The sequence below is a fragment of the Asticcacaulis sp. MM231 genome (assembly GCF_964186625.1).
Taxonomy (GTDB): Bacteria; Pseudomonadota; Alphaproteobacteria; order Caulobacterales; family Caulobacteraceae; genus Asticcacaulis.
Genome location: NZ_OZ075108.1, coordinates 1,237,356 through 1,253,441 on the forward strand (window position 1 = coordinate 1,237,356; position 16,086 = coordinate 1,253,441).

Below are 16,086 nucleotides of genomic sequence, written 5' to 3' on the forward strand. Positions count from 1 at the left end.
TTGCTTTCCAGATGGGCAGGTGCGCGCATGGGTGTTTTGCCGATGCGCTAGACAGAGCGGGCTGCGCAGTGGCGCGCGATGAAATCTTCGTGTCTTGGCATCAGCGCCACATTTGACGCCACCACCTTTTCCACGTGGTCAATGAGGGACAGCATGTCGTCGTCCTTGACCCAATCAACCGCAGGGTGATAGCTGCGCGGGCTTAGGCCCTGACCCAACATCACCTGAACCCAACTGGTTAAGCCAAATAACTCCGTACCTTCCCGGAAGAACTGACCATCGGCGGCAAACAGATCCATGTATGCCTTCAAGGATGATGGAACAGGCATGGTCCGCACGTAATCCCAGAATTCGGAATCGCTCCGCTCCGTGGCGTGATAATGCAGGATTATAAAGTCTCTGATCCGCTCATACTCAAACTGCATTTGCGCATTGTAGGTCTCCTGCAGCACCGGTTCGAAATCCGCGTGGGGAAAGAGGCTCATCAATCGCGATATGCCGGACTGAATGAGGAAAATGGCGGTCGATTCCAAAGGCTCGATAAAGCCCCCGGCCAGCCCAACCGCGACAACATTCTTATCCCACAGTTTTCGCCGCTTGCCGGTTGTAAAGCGTATAGCTTTCGGATCGGCCAGCGGCCGACCATCCAGTGACTGAAGCAGCACATCGGCGGCTTCGGAATCGCTCATGAACTGACTGCTGTAGACATAACCGTTGCCGGTACGATGCTGCAATGGAATGCGCCATTGCCACCCCGCCTTGCGCGCGGTGGAGCGTGTGTAGGGCGTGGGCGTCTCGACCTTTTCGCACGGCACGGCCAGGGCGCGGTCACAGGGCAGCCAATGTGTCCAATCCTCGAAGCCCGCCTGCAGAGTGTCTTCGATCAGCAGGGCCCGGAAACCGGTGCAATCGATAAACAGGTCGGCCGCAATCGCCGCGCCGTTCTCCAGAGTTACACTCTCAACAAAGCCGCTCTCGCTGTTTTGCGTGACGGCTACGACCTTACCTTCCTTACGCGTTACACCCTGGGCTTCCGCCCGTTTGCGTAAAAAGCGTGCGTAGAGGGTCGCGTCGAAATGATAAGCATAGGCGATCTCGGCCAACGGCGAATGGGGGGGGGCATCGCGCGGCGGTGCCATGAACTTGCCCAGTGGCGCGGCGACCGTATTGAGGGAATACAGCCCGATGTCCTTGGCCTTGCCGGCGGCACGTGCCTTCAGCCAATATTGATGGAAAGGCATTAAGCCCAGGTCGCGGCCAATCGTGCCGAAACCGTGGATATAGGAATCGCCTATCTTGCCCCAATCCTTGAATTGGATGCCAAGCTTGAAGGTCCCTTGAGTCTCGCGGACGAACTCGGCTTCATCAATGTTCAACAATCGGTTGAAGGCTGAAATGTGCGGGACAGTAGCTTCGCCAACGCCAATCAGGCCTATCTCTTCGGATTCGACGAGCTGGACCTGGATCTTCCGCCCGAAGGACTTGGAGATGGCCGCAGCGCTCATCCATCCTGCGGTGCCGCCGCCGATAACCGCGATCGTTTTTATGGGACGCTTGGGCTGAGGCAGAGGCATTGGACATCCAACGAAGGCAGTGAGAAAAAATGGTCAGCGCTTAGGCATAAGTGAAAGCGCCATGCGGCGGATGATAGTTCGAGACTCTGCGTCTCACCAGCAGAGAGCGTATAAAAGGGCGGACTCGCCCACCTTTTAGGGCGCACAACGAAAAATCGCCGCGCTTGGCCGCCGTCAAAGAGGGGCGCTCTAGCCGCTAAAAGCCAGGGTGTTGGTTCGGGCATCTGCACGAAGGCAGATGCCCGAACCAACTGCGGTCCTAGAACTTCGCGCCGGTCGAGAGCTTGACCGTGAAGGGCGAGCCTGTGATCGGGCCGTCCTTGGTGTAAACAGGCGCGGCGCCATAGCTCGGGAAGTAGACCGAGTTCGGATCGTAGTTGACCCAGTTGAAGACGTTCAGGACGTCAACCCGCACATACCCGTCAACGCCGCTGGGCAGCTTGAAGTTCTTCGAGATTTGCAGGTCAATGTCCTTGTACCCCAATGTATCCTTGGGCCGTTCGCTGACGATGGTCTGGACGCTGCCGCCATAGCTGTTACAGACGGATACGCCGGCTGTCTGGCAGCCATAAATCTGCATGGCCGATGTCGGGGTGGACAGTGAAAGTTTGGCCGCCATCGACATATCCCACGGCAGATCGCGCGTATAGGTCATGACCAGACGATGCTTTGACACCGCCGTGGAATCCAGCAGCGGGTAATCGCTGACATTCGGATAGTCGAACAGATACTGGTTGTAGCCGACCGAATACGGGTTGATACCAGCGACATTGTTCTGTTTGGCATCCGAATAGGTATAGGAGACGGTCATGCTCCAGCCGGATTCCTTGGTATAAGGTTTTTGCGCTGCCAGACCGAGTTGCAGATTTTCGTCTTCACCGCCGTTATCCCACAGAATCAGCCCGCCAACACCTGGCACGCCCTGGGCGCCCCACTGGCTGCCATTCTGGAAGTAGGAACCATCCGAATAGCGGTTGCCCAGGCGACCTATAATCGTATCGTAGCTCTTGATATAGGACAGGGTGGCTTGCGTATTCCATTCGCCCAGGGTGTTGCGAATCCCTAAGCTGAACTGATCCGAATACGGCGTCTTGATGTTGTTGTTCAGCAAATCCACTTCATGTGAAGACGCATCCGTTTGCAGGGTGGCCAGACCTTCCGGTGTCAGATAAGCCGGGTCCCAGGCATAGCAGTGGTTGGCGGGATTGACATCGGCGGCCGTGAAGCAGGGACCGAACGCATCCTGATTGATCGCAGAGGGGAAGTAAATCTGCGGGTTGTTGTTCAGGGCCACCTTGGTGGTTTCCAGGGCTAGGGTACTGAACACGTTGCGGTTATAGGAGCGGGCATACCCACCGAAGAGGATGCGACGACCATCACCGGTCAGATCATAGGAGAAGCCCAGACGCGTTGAAAAATTATTCGGCGCCTTACGGTTCGAGCCTGTGCTGATATAGTTGTCGAGATTGATGCCGGGAGAGCCGGGCTCGTCCGAGATCTGCAGAGCCAGAACCTGCTTGTAGGTCAAAGACGTCCCTGGGAACAGGCTGTTAATACCGTCGACAACATCTTCCGGCGTGACATAGTTCAGATAGGCCGGCACTTCTTCGTGATCCCAGCGCAGGCCGATATTGAGTTCCAGGCGATCATTGACCTGCCAGTCGTCCTGAATATAGGCGCTGAATTGCTTGTCGGTCGTGCTGACGCTGGTATCGGTATAGCCGGGCACAATGTTCGGATACTGAACGAGATAGGGCGTTGCGGCCACGCCATCCGCCGTTACGGCATAGTAATAGGTCGCATTGGACTTATCGGAGCTGCCGTCCTGCGTGAACAGATCGATGGTGCCGTAGCTGACGCCCATCTTAATCGTATGATTGCCGTAGGCTTCGAAGTTGGCGAAGGTAAGATTGTCGGCAATGGTAAAGCCCTTCTGAGAGCTCACCTTGCCGACCCCTGACCCCGGACCGCCGACATTGATCAGCCCAACGGCGCCAGCGGCGGGATTGCTCAAGTTCGATGGGTTAGGATAGTAGGTGTAAGCGAATTGCGGTGACCCGGTTGTCGTCGAGGTAGAGGCATTGGTGTCCTGATAGGAAAGGCGCAGTTCGTTGACCCACAGATCCGTGCTGTGCTGCCAGCGGATATCCGAACGCTTGACATCATTGGTATAGGGCGCCTGGGTCGATTTCGCGTTTTGACCGCTCCCACCGGTATACATATCTTCCAGACGATAGTTGAAGCTGGCTTCAATCCGGTCATTCGGCGTGGGTTCAAAGTCGAGTTTGCCGAAATAGAGATCTTCGGTGAAGGGATTGGTCACAGGGCCGTACTGGCTCGATACATCAGCGGGCAGCAAGGCCTGAGCCGCTGACAATGAAACTCCCGGGCCTGGATATACGTCTCCCTGGTTCGACAGGTCCTTATGTTCCCAGGTGACAAAAAAGTGCATGCGGTCCTTGATGATGGGGCCGCTGAAAGCAAGGCCGTACTCCTGACTTGGCGCGCGCCCCTTTTTGCTGGCCGATGCCTTTTCAGAGGGCATCTTGGCGCGTAAATTCTCGTTGGTGTAGGTGCCGAAAATCTCGCCGTGGAACTTGTTGCCGCCCGACTTGGTCTGGGCAATGATAATCGCACTGGCGGCATCGCCATATTCGGCGCTGTAGTTGGAGGTGACGACCTTGTATTCGCCAATGGCGAGTTGCGGGAACGGATTGCCCGGATCGCCCGACCCTGTCACGCCGGCGCTGCCTGCAAAACCGGAACCGCCCTGGACGAAGTCCTTCTGGGAGACGCCATCGATATAGACGTTGACCGCGGAGCTCAACTGGGCGCCGCCTCGCAGCGAGGTCTTGTGGTCGTTTACGGAAAATTGCACGCCCGGAACTGTGTCGGCGAATTCCATGAAGTTGCGCGTGGTCTGCGGCAAGGCCTGGATATCGTGCAGACTGACGAGTTGGTTGACCTGGGACGAACGCATTTCAACGCTCGGACGGCGGCCAGTGATTGTGACCGTCGTCGTGCCGGCCTCGTCCCCCTTACCATTCCCGAAGTCATAAACGGCCACCGAGGCGACGGCGACCGAAACGTCAGCCGATTCAGCGTCACCCGCCGTTACATGGTAGCTGCCCGAGGGGAGGCCTGCAATGACATAGGTGCCATCGGCGCTGGCCTTGGCCTGGCGCACCGCGCCGGAATTCACGTCAGTGGCCACGACGGTCACGCCCGCCGGCGCCGTGCCGCGCAAGGTGGACCCAGCCGTTTGCGCCCAGCCCATTGTTGGCGCGCTTAGTGCAGCCGCAATGGCAAGCACTGCCAATGAACTGCCTAGTCTGGCCATGCTGGATATCGTTTTTTTGCTTGTTTGTTTCATCTGGTTCCACTTCCTCCGGGTAAGTCATTTTTTTGAACGTCGTGCGCTCATAAGGGGCCCGACGTACTGCGACTTTATTGGCTCTGTCGGGCCGCTCCGACTCGGTCGGTCCCCACAGGTTCCCCTGTCGGGATCTTTTATGTTCGAGGCGTCGCAGTGTGCCGCAAAATATCACTATTAATGACGAAGGCAATGCCATCTTGCGCGCATTGCACTGCAAATTTGCGTCATGTTGCAATTTTGAGACATCCGTCCGCTTGACATTTTACCGGATTTGCCCGCCAGAAATGCCGAATAAAGTTTTTAAAGCTATTATTAATTAATGGCTTGCTTAAATTTCAGTCTTTCAGCGCCCTCTCACTGCTGAATCCCTAAGGGCTTGACCTTAGTGCAAAGTTTGCATAAATTGAATGTAATTTGCGGATAATGCCCGCGTAAGGTACATAAACGTATGCAAAAAGAAGCCACGCGCCCCGTGACATTACAGCAGATAGCTCATCAGGCTGGCGTATCCGTATCCACCGTATCCAGAGCGCTGGCCCGCCATCCCGCGATTAGCGAGGAGACGCGTGAACTCGTTCTGAAGCTGGCAAAGGAAAGCAATTACGACATCAAACGGCGGCAGGGCGCTGATCAGGCCCAGATTACGGTGGTTATGGCGGTTCCGGCTATCAGCACCCAGATGGCGGAACCTTTCCAGTTGCGCCTGCTCGGCGGTATTGGCAGCGCCATGCGAGAGCGTCATTTCGATTTTTCGATCTCTCATCGTGTGCCCAGAAGTGCTGAGGGCCTGGCTGAGTTGATGGCGGCGCATCCGACTGGAGGTTTCATTTTTTTGGGACAGAGCCAGTATCATGAGGCCTTGAACAAATTTAGCCGGCAGGGACGGGCCCTCGCGGTCTGGGGGGCGCAACTTGAGGATCAGGCCTATTGTTCGGTTGGCACGGATAATGTCTTCGGCGGACAGAGGGCTACGAACCACTTGTTGAGATTGGGGCGGCGTCGCATCGCCTTTCTTGGCGCCTGCGATGTGGTTGAAATTGAACAGCGCCTGGCGGGCTACAAGGCCGCGCTTTCAAACCATGGCGTTGAACTCGACACGTCTCTGATACAGCACTCGAAGCTGGTCTATGATTCGGGATTTGAAGCCGTGAATGATCTGATAGATCGCGGCGTGAAATTTGACGGCATCGTATCCGCGTCGGATATGCTGGCCATTGGTGCCATGCGTGCCTTAGCCACGCACGGTATAAAAGTGCCCGACGATGTGTCCGTCGTCGGTTATGATGATATAGATGTCGCAAGTTTCTCGAGTTCCGGCGCTTACAACCATTCGTCAGGATGTCCTCAAGGCTGGTCATCTGCTCGTGACAAAGGTCATGCGCCAGATTTCCGGTCATAATTCTCCATCCGAAAGGCTGCAGACCGAACTGATTGTAAGGGGCTCCTGCGGAGGCTGAGTTGTGGCCAGATCAAAGGCAATAAGCCGGGGCGGCAGATTTCGGCTTCAGCAACACTTTTTCTTGCCAAGTCTCCGCTTGTTGAGAATTCCTTAAAGGAACACTTTGGCGGCGCTTATATGCCGCTTCTGCGGCGGCACATCTTTAAATATGCCGCGGCAAGGCTGGGGCGTTATGGCATGATCGTTTCTGCCCGCAAGTCCTCGATCGCATCCATATGCAGCAGATCCTTAACCGCCAGTCTTACGAGGTATTGCATGCACCAATGCGCCTCTTCTGCGTCACGGTTCAGAATAGCTTCATATACGGCCTTGTGTGCCGGCACCGGATCGCGGCCCAAAATATCATGTGCGATCTTGTAGCGGTTTGACAGAGCGACTGTCGCGCCGATGGATGCGTTTAAAGCGCCAAGCTGTTCATTTCCTGCTGCTGCCATCAGCGCTGCGTGGAAGTCGATATCGGCCTGGAGGCCCACCTCTGTCAAAAGCGTCTCCCGGCCCATGATCGTCAAAGCGTTCGACATCGCTTCCAAGTGCGCTTCGGTTCGTCTTTGTGCCGCCAGCCGGGCGGCGGCCGGCTCCAGAATCAGGCGCATCTCAAAGAGGTTTTTAACAAGCGTTTCGTCGGGCTTCGACGCAAACATCCAACTGAGCACGTCCGGGTCCAGCATGTTCCATTTCGCGCGCTCGGTCACGCACGTGCCACGCCGGCGGCGCGGCTCAACCATACCCTTGGCCGCAAGCGTTCTGATGGCCTCTCTCACGGCTGGCCGTGAAATCGCGTAGGTATTGGCGATGTCGACTTCGCTTGGCAGGATATCGCCCGGCAGCCACTTCCGCCCGAGAATATCTATGCCCAGCTTTTGCGCTAACTGCGTGTGCAATTCACCCGGTTTGCCTGACTCCAGCCCGTCCCCCTTGTTGACGGCTGCCAGCCGTTCGCGGCCTGGCTTGTACATATGTGGCTCTCTCTTCATCGTTTAACTCTTACGCTATATTCGATTGATGGATATGAAAAGACCGCGCGAGGGCAGCGTTAGGGTGTGCCATTTTTTATGTAAGACCATTTATGAGGCTTTTCCAGTCTGGAGGTGGCGTCGTTTCAAGTCCGGCTTTAGGTATTGTCTGCGCTTGCTCCTGATGTGGTGCTTGGTATTGGCGCTTCATTTTGCCGATAAATTATTGATAAATATATAGCGTTTCGATCAGAAGTGCATCTCTTGTGGCACTGTCCTTGTGGGGCTGGGCGATGTGTACGCTGTCAGTGGTGTAGCTTCAGGCTTTTAAAACTTGATGTGCCTCTCTTGATAAGGCCTGACATAATGTGTTAGCCGTAGTGAAAACAGAGTAGTGGAAGCGGCGAAAATTCCGACATCGAGGTGAGGTTCTGTCTGGCGTGCTTTGAGCCGGATGCGGACCGTGTCTTGCCGGCATCGCAAAGGCCTAGGGGAGGCGGAATGGCGAAATACGTAGGGATGACCCGGTGGGGAATCATAGGCCTGGTCATGCTGGGGACCATCATCAACTACCTGACCCGAAGTACGCTCAGCGTTGCCGCGCCAACCATGATGGTTGCGTTACACATGACAGAAAAAAACTACGGGGTGATCACCAGCGTTTTTCAATTTGGCATCATGCTGCAGCCGATCGCGGGTTACATACTGGATATCGTGAAGCTAAAGCTGGGCCTGGCCCTGTTCGCCGTGGCGTGGGGGCTTATCACGATGGCGCATGCCCTGGCGGGCAACTGGCAGGGTTTGGCCCTTCTGCGCGGTCTGCAGGGGTTTGCCGAAGGAATCGCGCAGCCGGGCGGGCTGAAGGTTGTGGCGGAATGGTTTCCGGCCAGGGAGCGCGGATTTGCGAGCGGGATATACAATATTGGCGCGTCGGTTGGCTCCATGCTGGCGCCACCGCTGGTGGCCTGGGCCATTCTTCAATACAATTGGCAGGCCGCTTTTATCATCTCCGGCGGACTGGCGCTTGTCTGGGCAGCACTGTGGTATGTCTGCTATCAATCGCCGGATCGGCATAAGCGGCTGTCCGCGGCGGAACACGATTACATAAAGGCCGGACAGGAAAGCCAGTTGGAGCCCCGCGCACAAAGACCGTCGCCCCTGCGCATTATGAGGCAGCGAAATTTCTGGGGGATGGCGATTGCACGTTTTCTCGCCGATCCGACGTGGGGCACACTGGTTTTCTGGGTGCCGCTCTATCTGAGTTCGGTGCGCGGCTTTGATCTGAAGCATATTGCTCTTTTTGCCTGGCTGCCGTTCGCCGCAGCGGACCTGGGCTGCCTGTTCGGTCCGGCGCTGGCCTTATGGATTCAAAACATGGGCGTTAGCCTGATTAACGCGCGGCGGTGGGCCTTCACGATTGGCGCGTGCATGATGACGTGCGTGCCCTTTGTCGGCTATGTGGCGAGCCCCTATATGGCGATTGCCCTGCTGTGCGTTGGCGCTTTTGCCCACCAGACCCTGTCCGTCAACGTGATTACCCTGGCCTCGGACCTGTTTCCCCGCGGCGAGGTCGCAACGGTCGCCGGCATGGTCGGCACCGCCGCCAATCTTGGCGCGCTGCTGATATCTCTGGCCATTGGCTTGCTCGTTGCAAAGATCGGTTATGCGCCGTTTTTCATCCTGATTGGCGGACTGGATCTTGTGGGCGCCGCCGTGCTCTGGATTTTGGTCAAGCCAGGGCCGGCCAGCGCGGAGGCCGGTGCATGATCCGTAATCCTGTTCTCAAGGGCTTCAATCCTGACCCTTCCATTGTGCGGGTCGGGGAGGACTATTTTATAGCCACCTCCACATTTGAATGGTTTCCCGGCATTCAGATTCACCATTCGCGTGACCTGGCGAACTGGCGTCTGGTCAACCGGCCTTTGCAGCGTCCCTCCCAGTTGGATTTACGCGGCGTGCCGGACGGTTGCGGTATCTGGGCGCCGTGCCTGACCTATACGAACGGTCTTTTCCACCTCGTCTATTCGGTTGTGCTGAGATACGGGCGCACCACGGTTAGCGGCGCCAACGGGCTGGCGTTGCGCGACTTCCATAACTTCCTGATCACGGCCAGTTCGGTGGAGGGGCCATGGTCGGACCCTGTTTTGCTCAACAGCAGCGGATTTGACCCGTCCCTGTTCCATGATGATGATGGCCAGTCCTATCTGCTGAACATGCTGTGGGACCATCGTCCCGACCGGCAACATTTTGGCGGTATCGTGCTGCAGCCCTATAATTTGGCTGAAAAAAAGCTGACGGGCGAGCGCCGTATAATCTATGCAGGGACGGCGCTGGGGTTCACCGAGGGGCCGCATTTACTCCGGCGCGACGGCTGGTACTACCTGATCGTCGCGGAGGGCGGGACGGGTTGGGGGCACGCCGTGACTATGGCCAGGTCACGTCAGATCTATGGCCCCTACGAAACCTGTCCGCACGGCCCGATCCTGACAAGCCGCGGCCGGACGCAGAGCGGGTTGCAAAGGGCAGGGCATGGTGATCTGGTTCAGGCAAGGGATGGCAGTTGGCTCATCGCCTATCTGTGCGGACGCCCGCTGCCTGGCCGGCGTCACTGTGTCATGGGGCGCGAAACCGCCCTGCAGCCGATGCGCTGGCGCGACGATGGCTGGCTGGAGACCAGTGATGGCAAGGGCACGCCCGAGTTGGTCTCGCAAAGTCCGGAAACTGTATCGGTATCCGCCGAATCCGACAGCGTCCGGCAGGATTTTGACGCTGTCGATCTTCCGGCAGAATTTCAATGGTTGCGGTCGCCTTATCCGGACCGGCTGTTCACTCTGACGGAGCGGCCGGGCTTCTTGCGCCTTTACGGGCGTGAAAGTCTGGGCAGTCATTTCGAGCAGGCCCTTGTGGCTCGCCGCGTGCAGGACTTTTGTTTCGATGCGACGACGGTGCTGGAGTATGAGCCGCGGAATTTTCAGCAATCGGCCGGGCTGGTCGTTTATTATAATGCCGCCAAATACCATTATTGTTGTGTCACCTACGATGAGGGTGTCGGGCGACATGTGCGGCTTATGTCCTGTGTGCCAGAGGCGGAAGGCATGCGCGCCGATCCTGTCCTTTATCCCCTGGCGCCTGGCCCGGTCGAGGTTGTGGCCAGGGTTGAAAATGAACGGCTGCGCTTCGGGTTTCGCCAGGAGGATAACGACGCCTGGACGTGGTTCGGTCAGGTGCTGGACATGTCCCAGTTGTCGGATGAAGCGGGACCGCAAGATCTGCCGAATTTTACCGGTACATTTGTCGGGATGGCGTGTCAGGACGTGTCCGGCGAAGGTTTGCCGGCCGATTTCGACGGGTTTAGCTATCAGGCACAAGACCTTTAAGCTGCTTGATCGATTTAATGCAAAATATGTCTTACCTATATTGAGGATTGTGGTGGCTTGATGTCGGGCCGGGCTGCGCTTGTGAGCTTTGCGCTTGTCCACTTCAGTGTATGTTTTGAATCCTAACAACTAATTGAATTAAATTGTAAATTTCTTCACTCTAGGGTCGTCTGATCTGTTTGCGGCGACCTTTACGAGCTGTTTGGTGGCCTTGTTGCAAATGCGCCACGTAACGGCAATTTTGATATGTCTGTCCTATTGCCTGTTGCACTCCAAAAATACCCTCGTTATGGTCAGACATAATGCCCGGTAAAACTGGTGGTGTGCTGGACGTAAGAACCGGTTAGCCGCCATCGCGCCGATAATGAAAATTGCCAAAAGGCAAAGGGCCAAAAAGGCAAAGGGAAGGAAACCGCTATGACAAAGACACATGTAACCAGGAATCCCGTTCGTGAAATGCCGGGGGTGTCCAAGTATTTGCTGAAACGTTCGCTGCAATTTGCCTCGGCTTCGGTTGTGGCGCTTGCCCTGGCGACCGGCTGTGCCTACGCTCAGGCGGCAGACCCGGCTGCCGCGCCGGACGCGAAAGCCGATGACGGCACGGTCGTTGTCGTAACCGCCTCCCGCATCGTATCGCGTGGTTTTAAGGCACCCACGCCAACGACATCCATCAGTGCGACCGATATCGCCAATCAGGCGCAGCCCAATATTTTCACCACGATCGTGCAATTACCGTCGCTGCAGGGATCGAGCGGCGTGGCCACCAATACGTTCAGCACGTCGAGCGGTCAGCAAGGGCTCAGCTCTTTTGCTCTGCGTGGCCTCGGCGTCAGCCGCACGCTGACCCTGCTCGATGGGCAACGCGTTGTGGCGGCCAATATCGGTACGGGTGCGCCAGACGTGAGCCTGTTCCCGCAATTACTGGTCAAGCGCGTTGATGTTGTCAATGGTGGCGCCTCCGCGTCCTGGGGCTCGGATGCCGTCGGCGGAGTAGTCAACTTCATCACGGAAAAGCATTTCGAGGGCTTCAAGGGTAATATCGAGATTGGCGAGACGACCTATGGCGATGACAAGCAGGGTCTGTTCCAGGTCGCTTTTGGCAAGTCGTTCCTGAACAAGCGGCTGCACACCGAATTTGCCCTGGAATATCATCGTGAAGATGGTGTTCCGGCCGGCGACTTTGGCGAGAAGGCGGCCAACGGCCGCGACTGGTATCGCAGCTCGACCCTGGTCAATACGGGCATTACCAACAATGGGTCGCCGCAATTTGTATCGGTGGATCATGCGCAATCGATCACCTATTCCAAATACGGCCTCATCACGTCGGGCCCCCTGCAGGGCATTGCCTTTGATCAGAACGGCAATCCCTACAACTTCGTCTACGGCTCAAACGGCGTGCCACAAAAAAATGCCGCGGGCGGCGTCACGGGGTGCTACGTCGGCTTCTGCGTCGGCGGGGATACCTCTGCCAATGTCGGGGTGGGGGCTACGCTTCAATCGGGCATCATTCGTACGAATTTCTACAACCGCACCTCCTTTGATCTCGATGCGGACAATGAGATCTATTTCACCATCAACATGGCCAAGGTGGATACGCACAACCAGCCCAACCCAGGCTTTACGGAGCCTGGCCTGACCATACAGTGTTCAAATCCGTATGTGCCGGCCTCCATCTCGGCCCAGTGTGCTTCGAACAGCATCACCAGTTTCAAGCTGGGAACGGTGACGCCGTTCCTGCCGAGCATCCGGGTCAATACCCAGCGTCAACAGGAGCGCTTCGTCATAGGGGCGGATGGCAAGTTCGATGCCTTGGGAACGACATGGAACTATGATGCCTATTACACCCACGGTAAGGAAACGTCGGATATCAATGTCCACAATCTCTTGCTGAAAGCCCGCTTTACGGCGGCTATCAATGCTATCACTCTTGATGGCGCCATTGTTTGCGCCGATCCTGTCGCGCGCGCCAATGGCTGCCAGCCGATCAATGTGATTGGCAATCAGACGCCAAGCGCATCGGCGATTGCTTACCTCCAGCCGGCTGTCGGCGCCTTTCAGCACACCGTCCAAACCCAGGACGTCGCCGCTGTGAGCGTGTCGGGTGAACCGTTCTCGCTGTGGGCAGGCCCCGTCTCGGTGGCGTTTGGTGCAGAAGGGCGTCGCGAATGGTATCGTGCCGTGGCCGACCCTTACGGTAACGGCACCACCAGTCCCTACAACGACGAATATCCGGCTGATCCTTTGCTGAGCACGAGTGGCGGCAATTTCTATGCCGGCAATTACCGCAACGGCACAGGCAGCTACAATGTCGTTGAAGCTTTCCTCGAATTTAATGTGCCGCTGCTCAATTCGGATGCGCTGGGCCAACTCAACATGAACGCCGCCGGTCGCGCGGAAAAATATAGCACCGCCGGGAACGCTGAGGCCTGGAAGGTCGGATTTACGTGGGATACGCCTTTCAGCGGACTGCGATTCCGCACCGTCAGGTCCCAGGACGTCAGGGCACCTAACCTGAATGATCTGTTCGGTCCTACAACCTCAACCAACCTGCCGAACTTCACAAACCCCTTCAACAACACGACCCTGAGTGTATCGCAGAACTCGGGCTCGAACCCGAGCCTCAAGCCGGAAATTGCGCAAAACTTCAACTTCGGCGTTGTTCTGGCAAATCCTTCCTGGGCGCCGCGTTTCAATGCCTCGATCGACTATTATGATATCAAGGTAACCGACGCGATCTCTTCCGGACCGAATGCGACCCAACTGGTGCAATACTGCTTTGACGGCTCCGTCCCGGCCGCCTGTGACACGTTCGATCTGACGGGCCCCAACCCTTACGTCAATGTGGGCAGCATCAACGCCGCCTCTATCAGAACAAGTGGTGTTGATTACGAAATCAGCTATCAGGTGCCTCAGCCCCTGGGCCTTCAAGGCAGTCTGGTATTGCGGGGACTGGCCACCAACGTCCGTGATTTCACAACCACTCCCGGCTTGCCAGGCACCGTCGCCACGCAATCGGCCGGGCAGAATACGGGGGCGACACCTGACTGGAAAGCCCTGTTCGTTCAAAGCTATACGACCGACACCTATAGCCTTACGCTTCAGGAACGCTGGTTTAGTGATGGTGTATATGGCAACCAATACGTGGTCTGCTCTACGGCTTGCCCGGTTTCGACGTCTAACAACCCGACCATCGATAATAACACGATGAAAGGGGCAACCTATGTGGATCTTGCCGGCTCCTACAATATTGGCAAAGGCGTCGTGGCCTATTTCAAGATCGATAACATGTTTGATGTTGCGCCTGTTCCATCGCCTCAGACGAATACAGGTCTCGATGTAAACCCGGCACTTTACGATACGGTCGGCCGTTTCTATCATGCCGGCTTGCGCTTCACGTTCTAGCCTGGATGGATCTCCGCCGCAAACGCGCGGCGGAGATTGACCTTATGTGGCAAGCGGATAGCATGCCCTTTCTGTTTGATGTCTGACTGCCGCTCCAGACGTAAAGTCTGGAGCGCAAGATATTTTTGTACGTCATGAAAGTTATTACCTCGATCGGGGCATGTGGCCGTTGATCAAGCCATACCCCTTGTCAGACATTTTACCGCCGACTCAAACAAACCGCCTGCAACGTCCTGGACTTCCAATAGCGAGCGCCTGAATGATCATCTCCATCACCACAGACACTTCAGGAACGGTCTGGCAACTGACGGCCGTAGTGATCGCGGTCCTGAGTCTTGTTGCCATGATAGGGTGGGGCAAGATGCAGCCGCTCCTGGCGTTTGTGATCGCGTCGATTGGCGCAGCGCTACTCTTGCAGATGCCCCTGGACACTATCCCCAAGTCGATTGAAAAAGGCATTGGCGAAATGCTTGGGTCGCTGGCCGTGCTTTTGGCCCTGGGCGCCATTTTCGGTAAAATGATTGCTGATTCCGGCGCGGCGCAAAAAATAGCCTCCGTGCTGATCAAGGCCTTTGGCGCATCGCGCATGAGCCTTGCCCTGGCCCTGACGGGTTTTGTGGTTGGCATCCCCCTGTTTTATAATGTTGGCTTCGTGTTGCTGGCACCTTTGGTTTTCTCGCTCGGCAGGCAGTCGGGTAAGTCCCTGGTGTGGCTCGCGATTCCGCTTATGGCTGGCCTGTCGGTGGCCCACGGCTTCCTGCCGCCGCACCCATCCCCCACCGCCATCGTGCCCATGCTGGGGGGCGACCTGGGATTGACGTTGCTTTACGGTCTGGCTGTGGGCATCCCGACGGTGCTGATCGCCGGGCCGGCCTTTGCCATGACGGTTGGGAAAATTGCCGCCCATCCGCCTGAATTGTTCGTAAGCCCTCCTGTAAGCGATCAGGATCTGCCAAGCGCTTTCAATGCGTTCGGCACAGCCCTCCTGCCGGTGGTGCTGTTGTCCGGCGCGACCGCGCTCAGCTATTCAGGGCTGGTGGCGGAGGCTTACAAACCCCTTGTCGCCTTTGTCAGCCATCCTATCCTCGTCATGCTGATTGCGGTGATGGTCGCCAGTCTCAGCCTGGGCATGTGCCGGGGAACAGGGTTCCGACACCTGATGGAAAAATCGGGGAGCGCGCTACGTGAAATCGCGCCGATCCTGCTCATTATTGCCGGCGCCGGGGCGCTTAAGCAAATCCTCATCGACAGCGGCGTGAGCGCGGTGCTCGGCAGCGTTATGCAGACCCTGCCTCTGCCGCCTCTTGTTCTGGGCTGGCTGATTGCGGGCGCCATCCGCGTGTCGCTGGGGTCGGCGACCGTCGCTGGGCTGACGGCGGCCGGGCTTGTGGCGCCTCTGGTGGCGTCGTCCGGCGTCAACCCGAACCTGATGGTTCTGGCCGTAGGCGCAGGGAGCCTGATGTTCAGCCACGTCAATGACTTCGGGTTTCTGGATGTTCAAGGAATATTTCGGCCTGTCGGTCAAGGACACCCTCAGAACCTGGACCTTGATGGAGGGGCTCGTGGGCATTGTCGGATTGATCTGCGTTCTCGTGCTGAACCAGTTTGTCGGATGACATAACAAGGCCCGCACAGGGCGCGTGACACCTATACAAAATCTATACGCGGCCGATCCGGCTTTATACACTACCTATATGTGATCGCGTCTAAAGCACCTGCAGTCCATCAGACCTCCAGGAGGCTTTCGTCATGACTTTTATCTATCTCGCGGGCGGGGTGGCGTTTTTCGTCGTCTGCGCCCTTTTTGTGGGCCTGTGCGAACGCCTGCGGGAGAGCGGCCAATGACCGCGCTCTATATCGGCGCCGGGGTCATCGTCGTGGCCCTGCTGGGCTACCTGCTGGTCGCCCTCATCAAACCCGAAATTTTCCCTTAAATCGAGACGAC

At 56.9% G+C, this 16,086-nt stretch carries 9 protein-coding genes and 1 pseudogene; 7 read left to right on the forward strand and 3 right to left on the reverse strand.

From position 1 onward, the window contains the following. Positions 1–47: 47 nt before the first annotated feature. Entirely contained in the window at positions 48–1,574 is a 1,527-nt protein-coding gene (locus ABQ278_RS06130; RefSeq protein ID WP_349321690.1) for a tryptophan halogenase family protein, read from the reverse strand. Positions 1,575–1,833: 259 nt separating this feature from the next. Beyond that, the gene (locus ABQ278_RS06135; protein WP_349321691.1) at positions 1,834–4,914 is read right to left on the reverse strand and encodes a TonB-dependent receptor domain-containing protein; all 3,081 of its coding nucleotides are present in this window, start codon (positions 4,912–4,914) and stop codon (positions 1,834–1,836) included. Positions 4,915–5,398: 484 nt separating this feature from the next. Here ABQ278_RS06135 and ABQ278_RS06140 point away from each other — a divergent pair, with 484 nt between their 5' ends. Next, entirely contained in the window at positions 5,399–6,349 is a 951-nt protein-coding gene (locus tag ABQ278_RS06140; protein WP_349321692.1) for a LacI family DNA-binding transcriptional regulator, read from the forward strand. A 230-nt stretch (positions 6,350–6,579) separates the two neighbouring features. On the opposite strand, the gene ABQ278_RS06145 is transcribed toward ABQ278_RS06140, so the two are convergent. Beyond that, positions 6,580–7,365 carry a FadR/GntR family transcriptional regulator gene (locus tag ABQ278_RS06145; RefSeq protein ID WP_349321693.1) on the reverse strand — a complete coding sequence of 262 codons (786 nt, stop codon included), beginning with the start codon at positions 7,363–7,365 and terminating at the stop codon, positions 6,580–6,582. A gap of 498 nt (positions 7,366–7,863) precedes the next feature. Between ABQ278_RS06145 and ABQ278_RS06150 the strand changes: the two genes are divergently transcribed. The 6 genes and pseudogenes from ABQ278_RS06150 (at position 7,864) to kdpF (ending at position 16,075) form a co-directional block, all read left to right on the forward strand. Then, positions 7,864–9,129: an MFS transporter gene (locus tag ABQ278_RS06150; protein WP_349321694.1), complete on the forward strand. Its 1,266-nt coding sequence runs from the start codon at positions 7,864–7,866 to the stop codon at positions 9,127–9,129. Continuing rightward, positions 9,126–10,739, forward strand: coding sequence for a glycoside hydrolase family 43 protein (locus ABQ278_RS06155; RefSeq protein WP_349321695.1), 1,614 nt, complete (start codon positions 9,126–9,128; stop codon positions 10,737–10,739). Before ABQ278_RS06150 ends, ABQ278_RS06155 begins: the two co-directional genes overlap by 4 nt. Before the next feature lie 417 nt (positions 10,740–11,156). Further along, positions 11,157–14,141, forward strand: a complete 2,985-nt coding sequence (locus ABQ278_RS06160; RefSeq protein WP_349321696.1) for a TonB-dependent receptor domain-containing protein — start codon at positions 11,157–11,159, stop codon at positions 14,139–14,141. Positions 14,142–14,502: 361 nt separating this feature from the next. Continuing rightward, positions 14,503–15,573 (forward strand): annotated as a pseudogene (locus ABQ278_RS06165) (gluconate:H+ symporter); the annotation flags it as partial. Between the two features lie 61 nt (positions 15,574–15,634). Next, complete coding sequence (locus tag ABQ278_RS06170) at positions 15,635–15,757, forward strand: hypothetical protein (RefSeq protein WP_349322114.1); 123 nt, start codon at positions 15,635–15,637, stop codon at positions 15,755–15,757. A 225-nt stretch (positions 15,758–15,982) separates the two neighbouring features. Continuing rightward, entirely contained in the window at positions 15,983–16,075 is a 93-nt protein-coding gene (kdpF, locus tag ABQ278_RS06175) for a K(+)-transporting ATPase subunit F (RefSeq protein ID WP_018081574.1), read from the forward strand. Positions 16,076–16,086: the final 11 nt, after the last annotated feature.